Source organism: Paenibacillus sp. FSL R10-2736, assembly GCF_038000245.1.
GTDB lineage: Bacteria > Bacillota > Bacilli > Paenibacillales > Paenibacillaceae > Paenibacillus_AQ > Paenibacillus_AQ phytohabitans.
The window spans coordinates 902093-919385 of the sequence record NZ_JBBOBN010000002.1 but is presented as its reverse complement, the minus strand read 5'-3'; the positions used below and the strand labels follow the sequence as shown (position 1 = coordinate 919385).

Genomic DNA, 17293 nt, shown 5'->3' with positions numbered 1-17293 from the left:
GGATGCCCTCCGGCCCGTATTACAGGCTGAATTCGCTTGGGCTCAGTCCGAGCACACTGCAGATATTCCGTACAACCGCTTTCTCATGCTCATCGAAGTCGCCGTCAGCCGCACCGATCGCGGAGCATACGCCCACAATGACACGTCCGATCTCCGGTTTGCCGCTGAATTTCGCGATCGATTTGAGCGCTTCCTGCTTGCCGATTTCCGGCGAGAACTCGAAGTTGCTCACATAGAAGTTGAACTGGTTGATGACATCTCTCATGTCAAATACCTTCAATTCATTGCTGAGGTTCATATATCCGGCCATTTTATTCTTCTCGGATTCCTCAATCTTGCCGTCAGCCGCAGCAACCAGTGCGCAGCCTGCAACTACCGCGTTCATAAAGTCTTTATTTTTAAACTTCTTAACTTGTTCTGTCAGTCCGGTTTTTGTCGTATTCAGCCAATTTTTAAATGTGCTCATCGTATTCTCCTTCTATCATTCTGAATTATGACCAGTAGAAAGGGCTGTGCCGTACTATAAGCACCATATCCGCTTCTGCCGGAAATATAAGGATAAATTATTATGCGTAGCCCATAAATCCTTATACTTTAAAAAAAGATATCCCCGAGCCTCCTCCCCGCCATTCCGGGCAGATATTCAACCGATGGTCCCATTGCCTAATTCTTACTCTTCTAATATAACCGATTAAATAACAATATTCTACTTTGACAGATTCTCACAGTACCTTGGACAGGAATTCCCGGGTGCGCTCATGTGACGGATTTCCGAACAACTGCTCGGGTACCCCCTGCTCCACTACAATGCCCTGTTCCATGAAAAGGACACGGTCTCCCACTTCACGGGCAAAGCCCATCTCATGCGTTACCACGACCATAGTCATTCCTTCACTGGCCAAATCCTTCATGACCGCCAGCACCTCGCCTACCATTTCGGGGTCCAGTGCAGAAGTCGGTTCATCAAACAGCATGATCTTCGGCTCCATCGCCAGCGCGCGCGCAATCGCCACACGCTGGGCTTGACCGCCCGAGAGCGAGGCTGGATACATCTCCGCCTTCTCGCTCAGTCCCACCTTTTGCAGCAGCTCCAGCGCTTTTTGACGGGCTTTGTCAGCCGGCCATTTGCGGACCTGCATCGGGGCCAGCATAATGTTCTCGATCACTTTTTTGTGCGGGAACAGATTGAACTGCTGAAAGACCATGCCTACTTCGGTACGGATATCGTTAATCCTTGTGCTTTTGGCCATCAAGGAAGTGCCTTCAATTATAATATCGCCTTCCTGCGGCTGCTCCAGCAGATTGAGGCAGCGCAGAAAGGTCGATTTGCCCGAACCCGAAGGTCCGATGACCACCACAACCTCCCGGCTGTGAATGTCGACGCTGATATCGGTCAGTACCTTATGGGCACCGAAGGATTTATGCAGATGCTTCACTGAGATAATAGGCTCCATATAGGGTTACACCTTCCGTTCGATATAATTAAGCAGCTTGCTGAGGGAGTAGGTCAGAATGAAATAGATCAGTGCAGCGGTCAGATAAGGCTCCCAGATCCGCAGATATTGGCCTTTCATGGTGTTGCTCCAGTACATAATCTCCGGTGCGGCAATCAGCGCCAGCAGCGAGGAATCCTTAACGAGGACGATGAATTCATTCCCGAACGCCGGAACCATCCGTTTGATGGCCTGAGGCAGAATAATGAAGCGCATCGCCTGGAGTTTGGTCATCCCGAGTGACAGGGCGGCTTCCCGTTGTCCGGGGTCAATTGACTGGATGCCGGCACGGAAAATTTCAGCGGAATACGCTGCGGAATTGAGCGAGAGCGCCACAAATGCGCTCATCAGCGCATAGGTTTTACCATAGAACAACGGAATCAGTCCGAAATGGACGATCAGAATCTGGACGTACAGCGGTGTTCCCCGGAAGATGTTGATATACGCATGAAACGGCCAGCGGAAATACCATCTGGGCGCCATTTTGCCGAACCCGATAACCAGTCCCAGAATAGACCCGCACAGGATCGAAACCAGCGATACACCTATGGTGAACAGGGTCCCCTTAAGTAAAACCGGTAAATAATGAACGATGATGTCAAATCTGAAATCCATAGAACTCTTCCCTTCTCTTCTGCTTATAGCTTTCTCTATGTTTCTCTTGTGTTTCAAAAAAAGAAGCATGCGCAATAGCAATCATTACGCATGCTTAATTGTTACTCTGCTTACTCTGCGCTCAAAAGTGTGGCCGTATCCGGCTCATCGCCGAACCATTCTTTGTAGATCTCCGCATATTTGCCGTTCTCGATGATCGTCTTGATCGCCGGGTCCAGTTTGGCTTTCCATTCGCTGCCCTTAGGATACAGGATGCCGTAATACTCGGAACCGAAGTTCTCCTTGTCGATGATACCGGTCAGCTTCTCATTCGGATTGTTCTTGATGTATTCATTCACGATGGCGATATCCGCAACCACTGCATCCGCTCCGCCGCCGTTCAGCTCCATCAGGGCTACCGCATTGCTGTCAAAGCGCTTCAGATTGCCGTTGTCGATTCCCATAATGCCGCTCATCAGATCATCCGCAGTTGTTGCTGCCTGAACGGCAACCTTCTTATCCTTCAAATCAAGGGCAGACTTGATATCGCTGCCTTCCTTAACCATGATCATGTTCGTGGATTCGAAATAAGGAATGGAGTAGTCATAGGTTTCCTTGCGCTCATCTGTAATGGATACCGAAGATAGCCCCGCCTGATACTCAGTGCCTTGCTGAACACTGGTCAGCATCGTATCCCAGCCTGTGTTGGTCACGGTGTAATCAATACCCGCTTCCTCCATAACCGCCTTAATGAAATCAATGTCAAAACCCTTGATAGTATCTGTATCCATATACTCCATAGGTGCATAACTGGCATCGCTGGCGAATTTAATACTCTCTCCTGTCGCACCGCCGCTGCCTGCGTTATTATTCGAACCACAGCCGACCATTGCCAGGACCAGGAATGCCACCATACCTGACATTGCCCATTTTTTTCTGATTCCCATGCTCCAATCCCCCTACTTATTTATAAAATAACTTAAAGAGATTTTATCAGATTAAAGCGATGGTGACAATTAACTTTTCCTGCATATGTTATATAACATGACATAATATCGATGTATTGTAACATTTACAGCCGCCTAATCTTAGAATTCAGGTCTATCTTCATATAAAAAGCAGCCAGGAGGCTGTCCGGAGAGCGATATCCCCGGCAGCGTCCTGGCTGCTTGCTATCATAACTGTTATTCAATTCATCTATTTATAATCAGAACGTCAGATCCCCGTCATATGAAGCAATCAGCCGGTACAGCTCCGGACGGCGGTCGCGGAAGATTCCCCATTCGATCCGGCCAACCTCAAGCGCATCAAGGTCGAATTCACTGACCAGTACACCCTGCTCATCGCGCCCGGCTTCGGCAATCTTGTTGCCCTGCGGGCCGGCAATGAACGAAGAGCCGTAGAAGTTAATGCTGGAATCCTCGTCAATCTCCTCACCGATCCGGTTGGAGGCGACGACAGGAATCAGGTTAGCGGCTGCATGACCCAGCATGCAGGTCTGCCAGTGATCCTTGGAATCGATCGATCCGTCCTGCGGCTCCGAGCCGATAGCTGTAGGGTAGAACAGAATTTCCGCCCCCATCAGACTCATTACCCGCGCTGCTTCCGGATACCATTGATCCCAGCAGACGCCGACGCCGATTTTGGCATAACGGGTATCCCACACCTTGAAGCCGGTATCGCCCGGGTTGAAGTAGAACTTCTCTTCATAGCCGGGGCCGTCAGGAATATGGCTCTTGCGGTACTTGCCCATCACCGTTCCGTCGGCATCAATCACAGCCAGCGAGTTATAACGCGCGTAGTTCTTTTTCTCATAAAAGCTGATCGGCAGCACCACTTCGAGTTCTTTGGCTATCGCCTTGAAATGGTTCACAGCCTTGTTGTGCTCTAGCTCGGTGGCATAGGCGTAATAATCGGATTTCTCCTTCTGGCAGAAATACGGTGTCTCAAACAGCTCCTGCAGCAGAATAATCTGCGCGCCCTGGGCTGCCGCTTCTCTGACCAGCGTCTCGGCCTTGCGGATATTCTCATCAATGTCGCCGGAACAGCTCATTTGTGTTGCGGCTACTTTTACTTTTCTCACAGTTGTTCCTCCCATTATGAACTTTAAATTCCCATCTGGGCGAAGTGTAACAGCGGTGAATGTTTGGACTTCCGGCCGCTTTCGCTCCTTCCGGTTCCAAAATTCCCCTCGTTACTTTTGCCCTTTATGTTGTTAGTAAGTTCAACTTCAAGTTACAGCTTAGTTCACAGCAGGCATCTGTTGGGTGGTGCAATGCACGTTCCCGCCTTCACCAATTACGGCCATTCCGTTCACTGTGCGGATTCTGCGTTCCGGGAACAGTCCGGCAAGCGTCTCTTCGGCAAGCCTGTCTGTCTCTGCCGCCGTACCGCCGAATACCGGCAGGATAATCCCGCCGTTCACGAAATAGAAATTCAGATAGCTCAGGGTCAACCGGCTGCCTTCATAATCTACACGGGGCGGCTGCTGAATGCGGATAATCTCCAGCTTCCGTCCCTTGGCATCGGTAGCCTGCTCCAGAATACGCAGGTTCTCCTCCGAAATGGCATAGTTCTCATCCTGCGGGTCCCCGCAGACCTGGATGATCACCTTGCCCGGCGCAGCGAAGCAGGCGATGTTATCGACATGACCGTCCGTCTCGTCTCCGCTGAGGCCGCGCTTCAGCCAGATGATCGACTCAGTTCCCGTATATTGCTTCACTAAGCCGGCAATCTCTTCCCGGTCCAGCTCAGGATTGCGGTTCGTGTTCAGCAGGCATTCTTCGGTAGTCAGCAGTGTGCCTTCGCCGTCGGTATGAATTGACCCGCCCTCCATGACAAGCGGTGCATCATAGCTGCTGATCTCCAGCTGCTCCAGAATTTGCGGAGCTACCTTATCGTCAAGATCCCATGGCGAATATTTGCCGCCCCAGGCATTGAACTTCCAGTTCACACCGGCAAGCTTGCCTTCAGCATTCACCACAAAGGTCGGTCCGTTATCGCGCAGCCAGGCATCATTGTGCTTGATAGGCAGCAGCGTCACATTAGCTCCAAGTCCGAGCTGTTCTACCGTCTCCATATCATCAGGGTTCACAATCACCGTTACCGGCTCGAACTCGGCAATGGCTCTGATAATCTCGGCATAACCCGCACTTACCGCCGCATGGTTGTCCGGATATACCATAGAGTCCTGCACCGGCCAGGAGATGAAGGTCCGTTCATGCTGGGCCCATTCCGCCGGCATTGTATAGTTTAAATCTTTGGGATACGTCATTTAGTTACCTCTGCCGTTTATATTTGAAGCTGCCCTGTTAGCCGCAAGCTCCTCACCCATCATACAATAATATGCCTGTGTGCTCAATTGCCGGACCGCAATAATCCCCCTGGAAATATCCAGAGGGATTAGCGTTATGCTGCTATTTTACAGCGTAATACGCTTAATGACATTGCCCGCAAAATCCTTGATGCTGAATTCACCATTGTCCAGGATTCCGTAAGAATTGGGATTGTTCTCTTTGGGCAGGGAGATCGATCCGGGGTTAAGCACAACAATACCCTCCTTCACATCCGCCACCGGCAGATGCGTATGTCCCTGGATGAACACATCCTGCGGGGACAGTGCCGGCAAGTTATCGATGCTGAATCCATGCCCGTGCGTAGCGTAAATCTTCCGGCCCTCATGGAGAATCATTACGTAGTCGCCCATCATTGGGAACTGCAGGAGCATCTGGTCTACTTCAGCATCACAGTTACCTCTTACGGCAACCAGCGATTTACCATAAGCATTCAGCCTGTCAGCAACGCCCTGGGGATTATAACCCTCCGGCAGCGGATTTCTCGGCCCGTGATACAGGAAGTCTCCCAGAATAACCAGCGTGTGCGGCTGCTCCTCCTCCGCCTTGGCCAATGCCTGCTCCAGCCAGTGCAGCGACCCGTGAATATCGGAAATAAACATCAGTTTCATCTTTGTTCTTCCTCTCCGTTATATAGCTTTAGCTTAATGATGTCCGGGTACATCCTCAGTTCCACTCTGAGCTTCAGTCTCTTCTATGGTGATATGTGAATTTTTTGAAATCCCAGCCTCTGCTGCCACAGGAATTTTTGGACTACCCACTGTTGGTGGTGGAATCCTGCACGAAATACAACATTCCCCTCACAATATCGGGCATAATCGGAAATTGTTGTACTAAATACAGCAACTCTCCTTCTCCAGGCGGCTTTGCGGGACAATTGCTGTATTTCATACAACAATCCTCCCAAACACCCCGGTATTGCCCAATTAAAGTTGCAATACGTACAACAATTATGCCTGTGCAATGTGAACTTAAGAATCTCCGGTTCTGGTTCTGCCAGCAACGAATCAAACAGGAGGAATGGGGTAATTCCATGCATCCATTGTAAACGCCCCCGCCCGGTTAACGCAAAGCAAGACGCCCCGGCGGGGCGCCCTGCTGTTAACTCCGCTTACTCGTATATCTAAAAGCTCCTCATGGCAGGTTGGACGAGCCCATCAGGAAGCGGTCCACTTCACGGGCGGCCTGACGGCCCTCGTTAATGGCCCAGACCACAAGACTCTGGCCGCGCCGCATGTCGCCGGCCGAGAAGACACCCGCCACACTCGTGGCCTGCGCGCCAAATTCAGCCTTAACATTGGAACGCTCATCGCGTTCTACACCAAGCTGTCCAAGTACCGTTTCCTCCGGTCCGGTGAAGCCCAGCGCCAGCAGCACCAGCTGCGCCTGGATAACCTCTTCACTGCCCGGAACTTCAACCGGTACCATCCGGCCGTCCTCCGTACGCTTCCATTCAATGCGCACGGTGTGCAGCTCCTGCACATGTCCGTTCTCATCGCCGGCGAAGCGCTTAGTGTTCACAAGATAGCGGCGCGGATCTTCTTCATATAGGGAAGCGGCCTCCTGCTGCCCGTAGTCCACCTTCAGCACCTTCGGCCACTCCGGCCAAGGATTGCCCGGCTGGCGGGTTAGCGGTGACTGCGGCATAATCTCGAGCTGGATAACGCTTCGACAACCATGGCGGATAGAGGTAGCTACACAGTCTGTACCTGTATCGCCACCGCCGATAACAACCACATCCTTGCCCTCCGCTGACAGATATTCGCCGTCAGCCAGCCCGGAATCCAGCAGGCTCTTCGTATTCAGGGTCAGGAACTCCATCGCCTGATGGATGCCCTGCAGCTCCCGGCCTTCCAGCGGAAGCTCCCGCGCCTTGGTAGATCCGCCGCAGAGAACTACGGCATCATGCTCCTCCTGCAGCTGAGCCGCAGGGATATCCCGGCCGATCTCGGTCCGGGTTACGAAGGTAATCCCCTCTGCTGTCAGCAGATCCACCCGGCGTTGAACCTTCTTCTTATCCAGCTTCATGTTCGGAATGCCATAGGTCAACAGACCGCCAATCCGGTCAGCCCGCTCATATACCGTCACCGTGTGTCCCGCCTTGTTAAGCTGCGCTGCACAGGCAAGCCCCGCAGGTCCGGAACCGACGACCGCAACCTTCTTGCCCGTACGGGTAAGCGGCGGCTCAGGTACAATCCAGCCTTCGGCAAAACCTCTATCTACAATCGACTTCTCAATGGATTTAATCGTTACCGGATCGCCGTTCTTCCCGACGGTACAAGCCCCTTCACAAGGCGAAGGGCAGACGCGTCCAGTAAATTCAGGGAAATTATTAGTCTTATGCAGCCGCTTCAGCGCCACCTGCCAGTTGCCGCGGTATACCATGTCATTCCATTCCGGAATCAGGTTATGCAGCGGGCAGCCGCTGGCCATTCCGCTCAGCAGACGTCCTACATGACAGAATGGTGTTCCGCAATCCATGCAGCGGGCACCTTGCTCCCGCAGCTGGTCTTCCTCCAGCGGCACCGAAAACTCATTCCAATTCTTAATCCGTTCCAAAGGCTCGCACTCCGCAGGCGTACGCCGCTGATATTCTAAAAATCCGGTTGCTTTACCCATTCCTGTCTCCTCCGAGTCTCTCTGATTGGCCGCCGAAACTATAAAAAGCGGCATTCATGCCCACATTTGGCTCCAAAAAGAAACCTACTCTTCTGTCGCCAGCCGTCATTCTGTCACTGTAAAGCAGCGAAGCAAGAGGCTGCACAGGGGTATGGAATCACCCCGGTACAGGCTCTTGCACGGTTGTAATAAGGGGAATAAATGCCTTCATATTAACATCTATCCGCTACGCGCGAACATGAGCAATGTCACCTTTTACAGCAAACGGTTCGGCACCGGAACTCAGGCTGCATCTTTCCCCTTGAGAATATTGTAAGCAGAGCTGAATACCCCGAACAGAATCCCTGTTACAGGAAACACGATCCAGTTGATGTGCCACTGATCGTACACAAACCCGCTGACCAGAAAGACGCAGGTAACCAGCGGCCAGACGATGGAGGCTACTGCACCGATGACCCGGTCCTCTTCCTTCTTTTCTTTACTGAAATCCCCGGTCTTCAGCAGCATCTGATACGCTCCCCGGATATTTCCGTAATAGACAAAGAGGAATACAGCTACAGCCACAACGGCCAGCAGCACCACAACCCCATACGAGGAGGCATCATCCCCAAAGGCTGAAGCTACAAAAATAGCAATTGGCGATAATACGCACAAGCTGACTCCCATGATGAGCGACAGCATATACGTTGCGGCAAAACCGGACTGCCTCTGCTGAATATCCGCTTCCAGATGGTAAGGCAGATGAAACCCGGACTCCAAATATTTATACTTTTCCATTCGCATGCCGCTGTAAATAAACATCGCAATAGCCGGAACCAGCAGAACTAACAGAAAGCCTACCCCGATCATGCTCATCGCATCCTCCGAAAAGACAGAGCTCATAAACCCGTTCTCCCCAAGACTCGCAATCAGAATGAGCAGGCCGGCGCCCACCATAATCAGCCCTGTGCCAAGACCTATAAGCAGCCCTGATCTCCTTTTGGCAGCGATGAATTCCTCCGTCTCCATTTCAGTAAGCATTGGAAGCAGCTCTTCCTTAGGGTGCTCCCCGATCCCCAGCTCGCTGACCAGCTCATCAATGTTGCCGAATTCGGAAATGACGATGCCCACCGCCTCATTCTCCGACTTCCCGTCATCCTTCAGCTCGTGATACTTCTCCTCCATGTTGCCAAGCAGCTCCTGCTTCAGCTTATGCATCTGTTCCGTTCTGGGCAGAGAAGCGAACATATTGTTCAGATAACCTATGATTGTATCCAAGTTCATCACAGCTCCTTTATGAATTTGTTGATGACTTCTTGCGTGACTTGCCATTCCTCACATTTGGCGCGGTAATAGGCCAGGCCCTGCGGGGTGATACGGTAATAAGTACGTCTTTTCCCAAAAGTCTCATCCAGATAAAATGAATCGATATATCCGTTCTTCTCCAGCCGGGTGAATGCGGAATAGAGCGTGGTTTCCTTCATAATGTATTTCTCTTCCGAAAGCTTCCGTATATTCTTGGAAATCTCATAGCCATAAGACTCCCCGTCCAGAAGCATGTAGAGGATCATCGTATCGTTGTATCCCCGGATAACGTCACTGCTGATCAATTGCCTGCCTCCTATACTTCATCTGTCGTAGTAATTAGGTTCATTGTAGCATAATTACTACGACAGATGAAGTAGTTTTTATCCCGGGAAAAGGTTTATTTATAACAGGCAAAAAAAACAGGCTGCAATGGCAGCCTGTTCTGTCTTTCAGGTATATTACAGCACGGCCAGTACAACCATCCCAATGCCTCTGGCCGCTAAAATTCCGTTGTCCAGCTGTCCCGCATGCTCCCCGCCGAACAGAACCGTCCATTCCCCCAGCATGGGCAGCTCAAGAACGGCTCCATCCGGATTGGCATTGTACAGGACGTAGAGATGCTGTGCGGAATCTCCCCCGGCATGATCTCTTAGCGAGAAGGCAACCGAATGCGCCGGAGACTCCTCGAAGACCAGATGGTCACGGATTTCATCGGCAGTCCGCAGCCGGAAGGCGGGACGTGCCGCGCGCAGCGCAATCAGCCGCTTCATGTAATCTACAGATTCCGCATGGGCGGCGCAGCGTTCCCAGTCCAGCCAGTTATACTCCACTGGCGATTTATAGCTGTTCTCGATCCCGTTCTTGGTCCGCATGAACTCCTGCCCGGCATGGATGAAGGGAATCCCCTGGCTGGTCAGGATCATCGCTGAGGCCAAGTGGTGCATGGCGCGGCGCTGTTCATCCGTTATCCCTACGGTGGACAGCAGAAGCTTATCCCATAACGTGTGGTTGTCATGGCACTCCACATAGTTAACACTTTGCTGGGGCTCCTGGGCGTATTGCCCGAGGCCCGGCCCGTAGTAGATCCCTCCGGCAATCCCGGCCTTCACATTCCGTTCAAAGCCGCTACCGCCGCTAATGAAGCCTTTCTGGTCATGCAGAAAAATATTACCTTTGACCGCATCGCGGTAACCGTCATTGAAATGTCCGATGCCCGGCAGCTCATTCGCATGGCGCTGGTTGGCGCGGAGATCCTCTGCCAGCTCCGTATCCATCACCCAGCCCTCCCCTATAGTCATCAGGGAAGGATCAAGCTCATCGAGCCGGCGGCGGATTTCTGTCATGGTGCCAATATCAAGCAAGCCCATCAGATCGAAGCGGAAGCCGTCGATATGATATTCCTCCGCCCAGTAGACTACCGACTCCACGATGAAACGTGACATCATCTTCCGTTCTGAAGCGGTGTCGTTACCGCAGCCGGAGCCGTTGGACAGCCGGCCGTCCTCTTTATAGCGCAGATAATAGCCGGGAACCAGCTTGGTAAAATTCACGCGGAACCCGTCATAGACATGATTGTAGACAACATCCATAATGACACGCAGGCCGCGGTCATGCAGCGCCTGTATCATAGTCTTCAGCTCCTTGATGCGCAGGCCCGGCACATAGGGGTCTGTAGCATAGGAGCCTTCAGGCACATTATAGTTCTTGGGATCATATCCCCAGTTATAATGCGGCTGCTCCAGCCGGGTCTCATCCACGCTCTCCGTAGCATAATCGTAGACAGGGAGCAGCTGCACATGAGTCACCCCAAGGGCGGCAATATGGTCAAGGCCAGTCGGAATCCCTTCAGGGCCGCGAGTACCAGCTTCTGCCAGGCCTAAATATTGTCCTTTATGCGTAATCCCGCTGGCGGGATGCATTGACAGGTCGCGCAGATGAAGCTCATAGATCACCGCATCAACCGGATCATCCAGAGGCGGCTGCTCCTGCGTCCAATGCTCAGGATCTGTCTTACGCATATCAAGAATTGCACCTCTATCACCATTCACACCGACAGCACGGGCGTAGGGATCTGCTGCTTCATTCCACAAATCGCCCAGCCGCACACGGTAGGTGTAGAATTTCCCGTTCAGATCACCGGGAACGGTGATTCTCCAGGTTCCCCGGACATCCCGGATCATAGGAATATGCTGTCCGGCTGCCTCCTGCCATGATTCATAGAGCACAAGCTCTGCCTCCTGGGCGGTAGGCGCCCATAAACAGAACGCCGAGCCGGTCACTGAATAGCTCAAGCCAAGATCACTTCCGTCGTAGCTGAACAGTTCATCAAATTCCCGGTCAAACACGGATATACCGCTGGTAGCCGCCGGATCACCATAATAGATCGGCTCCTTCATTTCCTTTTGCACGGACAAGGCCCCCGCCTCCTTTACCCTTTATAAAAATATACGTCTGCTTATACTGGGAGTTACACTAAATCCATTATTCATAAATGGAATTTTATCCTAGTCTTACGTTTTGTGCAAACGTTTGTATTATGCAGTACCGGAAGGCCGGACCTCTCTGCTGTCCCGTCATGCACTCCAGCCGGCAGGTTAGCCCTTCCTTATGCGGTTAAGGTGCCTCTGAGGATTCCGCTATGTTAAGCGCCACCATTGTAAGAATTGCCTGATTCGCTGTATATGAAATACGCCGCTCCCGGCCGGGAATATACCCGCGGCCCGGATGCCGTACCCCATTGTCATGGACAACCAGCGTACATGTGCCATCAGCGTTATCCTCATAACCGATTCCAAGCACCCAATGATAATCATAGACATAACTTCCCCGCCAGCGGAGGCTGAACCATTTATCAAATTTAAGGGCTACAGGCCGCGAGGCATCGATCTCGGCTTTGTATCTTGCGATATCATTAAATACGGAAACCGTAAGCAGTCTGGAGCTATCCTTCCCGCGCGGAGCAGCATGGCTGATGTAGGCCCGGAGACCTTTGGCGAAGCTGCGCACACTCATTCCCCAAGGTGTTCCGCCATGATGAGTGTATATGTAATTGATATGTGCTGCCTTGGAATCAAAATGACCAGCCCCCGGAATAAACAGCCTGCCCATACGCGTGTGCCAATATTCCATAAGCGCGGCCATAGTTGCCGGACCGCAGGCTGAGGCGGGAGAGGCTACTCCCGCTTCCCACTGCGTGTACGGTTCCGCCTTCAACTGCCGGCTGGACGGCTGTCCGCTCATAGGGATACCCTATTCCGGCAATGCTGCAATACGCGTTCAATATCTGTGGTCAGGTACGGCTTGCTGACAAAGTCATCCATACCGACCGAGAAGCAGCGTTCCCTGTCCTCATCCCTGGCATAGGCTGTCACTGCCGTGATATAAGGCTGATGATCCGGAGGAGCCTGCTGACGGATTCTGGCCGTTGCCGTCAGGCCGCTCATCACCGGCATTTGCACATCCATAAATACAAGATCATACGGCTTGCGGAGCACAGCCTGCAGTGCCCCGCTGCCGTTGTCTACGAGGTCAGCAGTATATCCTCTTGTGCGGAGCATGGTCAGCAGCAGCTTCTGATTGACCGGATGATCCTCCGCGATCAGAATGCGTATAGGTCCGAATTTGGCAGCAGTTAGCCCCCCTTGCGCAGGAAGCAGTTCCCTGCCGTCAGCCTCATGCTCAAGGCTGCTTCCGGCTGATCCCCCTTGATCCGCCGGGAGAACCGGTACAGATACATGCTGATCGGAGTCAGCAGAATCGGCTGATTCCGCCCACCCTCCATCGGGATCGATATCAATATCTATAGGCAGTGTGAAGTAGAAATCCGAGCCTTCTCCTTCAACGCTCTCCACGGTGATCGCTCCGCCCATCAGCTCAACCAGCCGTTTGCAGATCGCGAGGCCCAGTCCGGTCCCCCCGTATTTGCGGTTAATTGACGGATGAAGCTGGGAGAAGGACTGGAACAACAGCGGCTGTTTCTCCGGCGGGATTCCGATTCCTGTATCCAGTACACTGAATTTCAATATCAGCTTCCTGCGGTCCCGGCAGTATTCCGTACCGAGACGGATAGAGACTTGGCCCTCCTCCGTGAATTTGACCGCATTGCTGACGAGGTTCACCAGCACCTGGCGCAGGCGGGCGGCATCGCCCATAATCAGCTCCGGCACATCAGGAGCCTTATGACAGGAGAGTTCAATGCCCTTCTCCCGGGCTTTGGGCGCGAACAGCTCCGTTACGTTTTCAAGCAGTCCTTCCAGGCTGACCGGCTCATGAGTAAGCGTCATTTTACCGGCTTCTATTTTGCTGAAATCCAGAATTTCATTAAGAATATATAACAGGGACGCGCTGCTGTCGCTAATGATCTCAGCATATCCGCGCTGCTCCTCATTAAGCTCCGTCTCCATGAGCAGATCTGTCATCCCCATAATTCCGTTCATCGGTGTCCGCAGTTCATGGCTCATGATGGCGAGGAATTCCGATTTGGCCTGGTCTGCTTTCTCTGCCAGCTCCTTCGCTCTAATAATCTCCTTCTCATCGGTAATGTCACGGAAGACAACGACCGCTCCCTTGCGCTCGCCCTTGTCAAACAGAGGGGTAACCTGATATTCGGCCAGAAAGCTGGAGCCGTCCTTGCGCCACAGCACCGCATCCTTGCTCTGATGAGATTCCCCTGCCCGCACCGCCCGCATCAGCGGAGATTCCTCCGGCCGGTAATGAATGCCGTCCAGCGCCGTCTGTTGAAGGTGATCCAGGTAAGGATGGCCCGTGATCTCTCCATATTCAAAGCCCAGCATCTGTGCCCCGGCGGGATTAATAAAGGTTACTTTCCCCTCGGTATCCAGACCGAATATTCCTTCGGAGACCGCATTCAGGATCAGAGTGTAGTCATTGCCCAGCTTCTCAATCTGCTCGGTGTAACGGATACGGTCCGTAATGTCGCGCGATATTCCATATACACCCACAACCTGCTTGTCCACAATAATAGGAATATTGATCGTGTTAATCTCCACCAGACGGCCATCCTTATGAATCAGCGTAAGGTCATAGCTCTGGGGAATGCCTTTGGTAGCCAGAGTGAAATGATGCATCGTCTTCCCGATATCCTTGTCCGCCACGAGCGGTCCGAAATAATTACCCAGCAATTCATCCAGCGAGTACCCGCTAAGCTCCTCCAAATAGGGATTAGCCGTGAGATATTCACCCTGCAGATTCATGGAATATACCGCGGAAGGATTATACTCGAACAACGATTTGTAGCGCTGCTCGCTCTCCTGCAGCTTCGAGTCGAACTCTTTGCGTTCTGTAATATTCCGGCCGACGGCAATAATCTCCACCGCTTGACCCTGCTCATCAAAAATATAACGGCTGTTCGTCTCAAACCAGATGTAGCTGCCGTTCTTATGACGATAGCGGTAGGAAACCGGCCGGATAAACCCGGAGATTTCGCTTTCAGCCATAATCGCTCTCATCATCTCGAGATCATCCGGATGCAAATAATGATAAGCGCTGGTACCGATCATCTCTTCAGGCTCATAACCCAGCAGTGATTGGCTGGCCGGTGAGCAGTACAGGAAGATGCTGTCCTTGATGGCGTGGCGGGAAATCAGATCGAGCGAATTCTCCGACATCAGGCGGTAATTGCGTTCGCTCTCCCGCAGCAGCCGCTCCATCTGCATCCGCTCGGTAATATCCTGCATCATGCCGATCAGCTGAACCGGCTGGCCGCCCGGTCCGAAGGTTACATCCCACTGGATGTGTACAGCCAGGATATCTCCATTCGGCAGAATCAGCCGGTAAGACGTGTCCCCGGACTCGCCCTTGATTACAGCACGCTCTACAGCAGCCTGCAGGAGAGAGAAATCCTCCGGATGAACCAGAGCCATGAAAGCTTCGTAATCCACATTGTCATTCCCGACAGCATTCTGCAGAATACGCCTCACCTCTTCCGAGAATGACAGCTTCCCCTTGGTCAAATCCCAGCCCCACGAACCAATTCTGGCTACCCTCTGGGCGATGGCAAGCGCTTCCTCGCTCTGCTTACGCCGGGTCACATTACGCCCGATTCCCATAATTCGCGTAATTTCGCCGTTCTCGTCCCGGATTTCATGAAAAGACATCTCAAACCATAAATAATGCCCTTCCTTGTGACGCAACCGGCGGGTGTAAGTATCATTCTTCAACAAGCCGTTGGAGCTGCTGATCCCGTCAAAATCATCCGGATGATAGAATTCTGCCCGGTTTCTTCCAACCATCTCCTCCGGCAGATATCCAATCTGCGGGAAGGAGGAGGGGGAAATAAAGCTTAACGTCCCGTCCGGCAGCGAGAAGGAAATAATGCTCTGATCATCTTTTATAAATAAGTTGTACAGATCGCGGCTGTCTACTGTCAGCTGGTCAGCAATCTTGCGGTCCGTAACATCCTGTGCATATACAATAATATTCCGGTCCATCCGGCCTGCTTCTGCCGGAACAAACGTAAGGGAGAGCCAGAACGGCCGCCCGCCGCTGCCCGGGAAACGCAGCTCTTTCACAAGGGGCTGCCCGTTGGTCTGCGACAGCTCCTTCATGATTTCGGGTAAAGAGAATCCCCGCTGCTCTTCCGGCCGGACCCGGCCTGTCCCGGATAAAGCGCCCGCGAGAAATTCCGGTTCACCGCAGCCAAGCATCGTGCAAAAAGCAGGGTTAACCATGACCCAGCGGTCCCCTTCAGAAGACAGCACAGCCATCCCCACTGGAGACATCAGGAATGCTTGATCCAGAATGGTTCTATTCTCTGCCAAGTTATCCATTAAACAAGGCCTCCTTCATCTCGAGCCGGCGCTTCTGCAGACTCTCTGTTGTCTTCGCTTGTCCTTCTATATCTCACAGTATACGATAAGAGCAGCAGGGAATGAAACGTACAGGCCCCATTGGATCAGGAAAATTTAAATTGTAAATATTGACTATTCCAGAAATGCGTCCTATATTAAAAGGTAATTATATAACCGTGACTCATTACGCTGGAAGCACCCGTAATAGAGGCCTATTGGCCTTTACTGCGGGTGCTTTTTTTTGCGTGTATTACCGGGAAACGGAAACAAGAGGAGGAATATTAATGATGAATCTGTGCAGGAACGCTGCCATAACGCTGCTCTCCCTGCTGATTGCCCTGGCCACTCTGGCCGGGTCTGCTTCTGCATCTCCGACCGTAATAACCGCATCGGTTCAGGCGTCTTTTGATCTTACTGCGGCAGCGGCAGAGAGTACTGTCCGCGTCCGGCTGAAGAGCCAGTACAGCGAACTAACCCTCCTGTCAGCCCAATATGACAGCCGGGAGGTACAGATTAGAGCGCTTCATGATCAGAATGCAGAGTCGCTGCTTGTTGTCCGGGAGGCCATCAAGAATATAGACCAGGCTTCCGTAGCCCGGCTTACCGCAGCTGTCAGCAGCGCCAAGGAACGCTACCAGCCGCTGTTCGATCAATACAGTGCGCTCAACAAACGGATTGCCCTGCTCAAAGGGCTGAAAGACAAGACGCTGAATTCCGTACTGAAGGCCCAGTCCGAGGCCATGAAGCTCCTTGTACAGCTGGCCCGCCAGGAGATACGCGACAAGGAGGCTCTGCTCAAAGCTGCCAAGGATACCCGCACCAAGCGGGTTGCCGCCGCCCGCAAGATTCTGGCCGGAATGGACAACGCGCAAATTTCAATGAAATCCCAGAAGAGTGCAGCCTCCGCATTGAACAAACGGCTTACCGCAGACTGGAGCGATTTCAAATCTGCAGTCCGGAAGCAGAATTCCGTCCTGGCCGGCCAATCCCTATCCTCAATGGTCTCCGGCTACCGGCAAATTGCAGCCAGCAAGCTGAAGATTATTGAGCTGGAGCAGAAGATTGCAGCGATTATTACCGCTACCCATAAGCAAATCGGCACTTGAACCCCTGTCTGTCCTGTATCTTCCACCCGCAC

General features: G+C 52.4%; 15 protein-coding genes. 1 reads left to right on the top strand and 14 read right to left on the bottom strand.

Going from position 1 to position 17293, the window contains the following annotated elements:
* Nucleotides 1–19: 19 nt before the first annotated feature.
* The 14 genes from NSQ73_RS32140 to NSQ73_RS32075 all read right to left on the bottom strand — a co-directional run bounded on the left by NSQ73_RS32140 (nt 20) and on the right by NSQ73_RS32075 (nt 16134).
* Nucleotides 20–466 (bottom strand): tellurite resistance TerB family protein, encoded by a 447-nt coding sequence (locus NSQ73_RS32140; RefSeq protein ID WP_042132981.1) that lies wholly within the window; start codon nt 464–466, stop codon nt 20–22.
* 256 nt (nt 467–722) lie between these two features.
* On the bottom strand, nt 723–1445 hold the full coding sequence (locus NSQ73_RS32135; RefSeq protein WP_171720422.1) for an ATP-binding cassette domain-containing protein: 723 nt from the start codon (nt 1443–1445) through the stop codon (nt 723–725).
* A gap of 15 nt (nt 1446–1460) precedes the next feature.
* Nucleotides 1461–2108 carry an amino acid ABC transporter permease gene (locus NSQ73_RS32130; protein WP_039299378.1) on the bottom strand — a complete coding sequence of 216 codons (648 nt, stop codon included), beginning with the start codon at nt 2106–2108 and terminating at the stop codon, nt 1461–1463.
* 110 nt (nt 2109–2218) lie between these two features.
* Entirely contained in the window at nt 2219–3034 is an 816-nt protein-coding gene (locus NSQ73_RS32125; protein ID WP_340990243.1) for a transporter substrate-binding domain-containing protein, read from the bottom strand.
* A gap of 260 nt (nt 3035–3294) precedes the next feature.
* Nucleotides 3295–4170: an N-carbamoylputrescine amidase gene (gene aguB / locus NSQ73_RS32120; protein WP_340990241.1), complete on the bottom strand. Its 876-nt coding sequence runs from the start codon at nt 4168–4170 to the stop codon at nt 3295–3297.
* A gap of 159 nt (nt 4171–4329) precedes the next feature.
* Nucleotides 4330–5361 carry an agmatine deiminase family protein gene (locus NSQ73_RS32115; protein ID WP_340990239.1) on the bottom strand — a complete coding sequence of 344 codons (1032 nt, stop codon included), beginning with the start codon at nt 5359–5361 and terminating at the stop codon, nt 4330–4332.
* 147 nt (nt 5362–5508) lie between these two features.
* On the bottom strand, nt 5509–6051 hold the full coding sequence (gene yfcE / locus NSQ73_RS32110; protein WP_340990237.1) for a phosphodiesterase: 543 nt from the start codon (nt 6049–6051) through the stop codon (nt 5509–5511).
* A gap of 142 nt (nt 6052–6193) precedes the next feature.
* Complete coding sequence (locus NSQ73_RS32105) at nt 6194–6331, bottom strand: hypothetical protein (protein WP_340990235.1); 138 nt, start codon at nt 6329–6331, stop codon at nt 6194–6196.
* 243 nt (nt 6332–6574) lie between these two features.
* The gene (locus NSQ73_RS32100; protein WP_340990233.1) at nt 6575–8059 is read right to left on the bottom strand and encodes a glutamate synthase subunit beta; all 1485 of its coding nucleotides are present in this window, start codon (nt 8057–8059) and stop codon (nt 6575–6577) included.
* Between the two features lie 282 nt (nt 8060–8341).
* Nucleotides 8342–9316 carry a permease prefix domain 1-containing protein gene (locus tag NSQ73_RS32095; RefSeq protein WP_340990231.1) on the bottom strand — a complete coding sequence of 325 codons (975 nt, stop codon included), beginning with the start codon at nt 9314–9316 and terminating at the stop codon, nt 8342–8344.
* A gap of 5 nt (nt 9317–9321) precedes the next feature.
* Entirely contained in the window at nt 9322–9648 is a 327-nt protein-coding gene (locus tag NSQ73_RS32090; RefSeq protein ID WP_042132969.1) for a PadR family transcriptional regulator, read from the bottom strand.
* Nucleotides 9649–9804: 156 nt separating this feature from the next.
* Nucleotides 9805–11760 (bottom strand): type I pullulanase, encoded by a 1956-nt coding sequence (gene pulA, locus NSQ73_RS32085; protein WP_340990230.1) that lies wholly within the window; start codon nt 11758–11760, stop codon nt 9805–9807.
* A gap of 199 nt (nt 11761–11959) precedes the next feature.
* On the bottom strand, nt 11960–12586 hold the full coding sequence (locus NSQ73_RS32080) for a C39 family peptidase (RefSeq protein ID WP_340990228.1): 627 nt from the start codon (nt 12584–12586) through the stop codon (nt 11960–11962).
* Nucleotides 12583–16134, bottom strand: a complete 3552-nt coding sequence (locus NSQ73_RS32075) for a PAS domain S-box protein (protein WP_340990226.1) — start codon at nt 16132–16134, stop codon at nt 12583–12585. The genes NSQ73_RS32080 and NSQ73_RS32075 overlap by 4 nt, the downstream gene beginning before the upstream one ends.
* Before the next feature lie 305 nt (nt 16135–16439).
* On the opposite strand from NSQ73_RS32075, the gene NSQ73_RS32070 reads away from it, so the two are divergent.
* Nucleotides 16440–17261 carry a hypothetical protein gene (locus tag NSQ73_RS32070; RefSeq protein WP_340990225.1) on the top strand — a complete coding sequence of 274 codons (822 nt, stop codon included), beginning with the start codon at nt 16440–16442 and terminating at the stop codon, nt 17259–17261.
* The last annotated feature ends 32 nt before the right edge of the window (nt 17262–17293 follow it).

Bases quoted from the DNA above. Each gene is read 5' to 3' on its own strand.
- NSQ73_RS32080 (WP_340990228.1), bottom strand. From the start codon at position 12,586: ATGAGCGGACAGCCGTCCAGCCGGCAGTTGAAGGCGGAACCGTACACG.
- NSQ73_RS32105 (WP_340990235.1), bottom strand. From the start codon at position 6,331: ATGAAATACAGCAATTGTCCCGCAAAGCCGCCTGGAGAAGGAGAGTTG.
- NSQ73_RS32115 (WP_340990239.1), bottom strand. From the start codon at position 5,361: ATGACGTATCCCAAAGATTTAAACTATACAATGCCGGCGGAATGGGCC.
- NSQ73_RS32125 (WP_340990243.1), bottom strand. From the start codon at position 3,034: ATGGGAATCAGAAAAAAATGGGCAATGTCAGGTATGGTGGCATTCCTG.
- NSQ73_RS32130 (WP_039299378.1), bottom strand. From the start codon at position 2,108: ATGGATTTCAGATTTGACATCATCGTTCATTATTTACCGGTTTTACTT.
- NSQ73_RS32140 (WP_042132981.1), bottom strand. From the start codon at position 466: ATGAGCACATTTAAAAATTGGCTGAATACGACAAAAACCGGACTGACA.
- NSQ73_RS32100 (WP_340990233.1), bottom strand. From the start codon at position 8,059: ATGGGTAAAGCAACCGGATTTTTAGAATATCAGCGGCGTACGCCTGCG.
- yfcE (WP_340990237.1), bottom strand. From the start codon at position 6,051: ATGAAACTGATGTTTATTTCCGATATTCACGGGTCGCTGCACTGGCTG.
- NSQ73_RS32070 (WP_340990225.1), top strand. From the start codon at position 16,440: ATGATGAATCTGTGCAGGAACGCTGCCATAACGCTGCTCTCCCTGCTG.
- NSQ73_RS32075 (WP_340990226.1), bottom strand. From the start codon at position 16,134: ATGGATAACTTGGCAGAGAATAGAACCATTCTGGATCAAGCATTCCTG.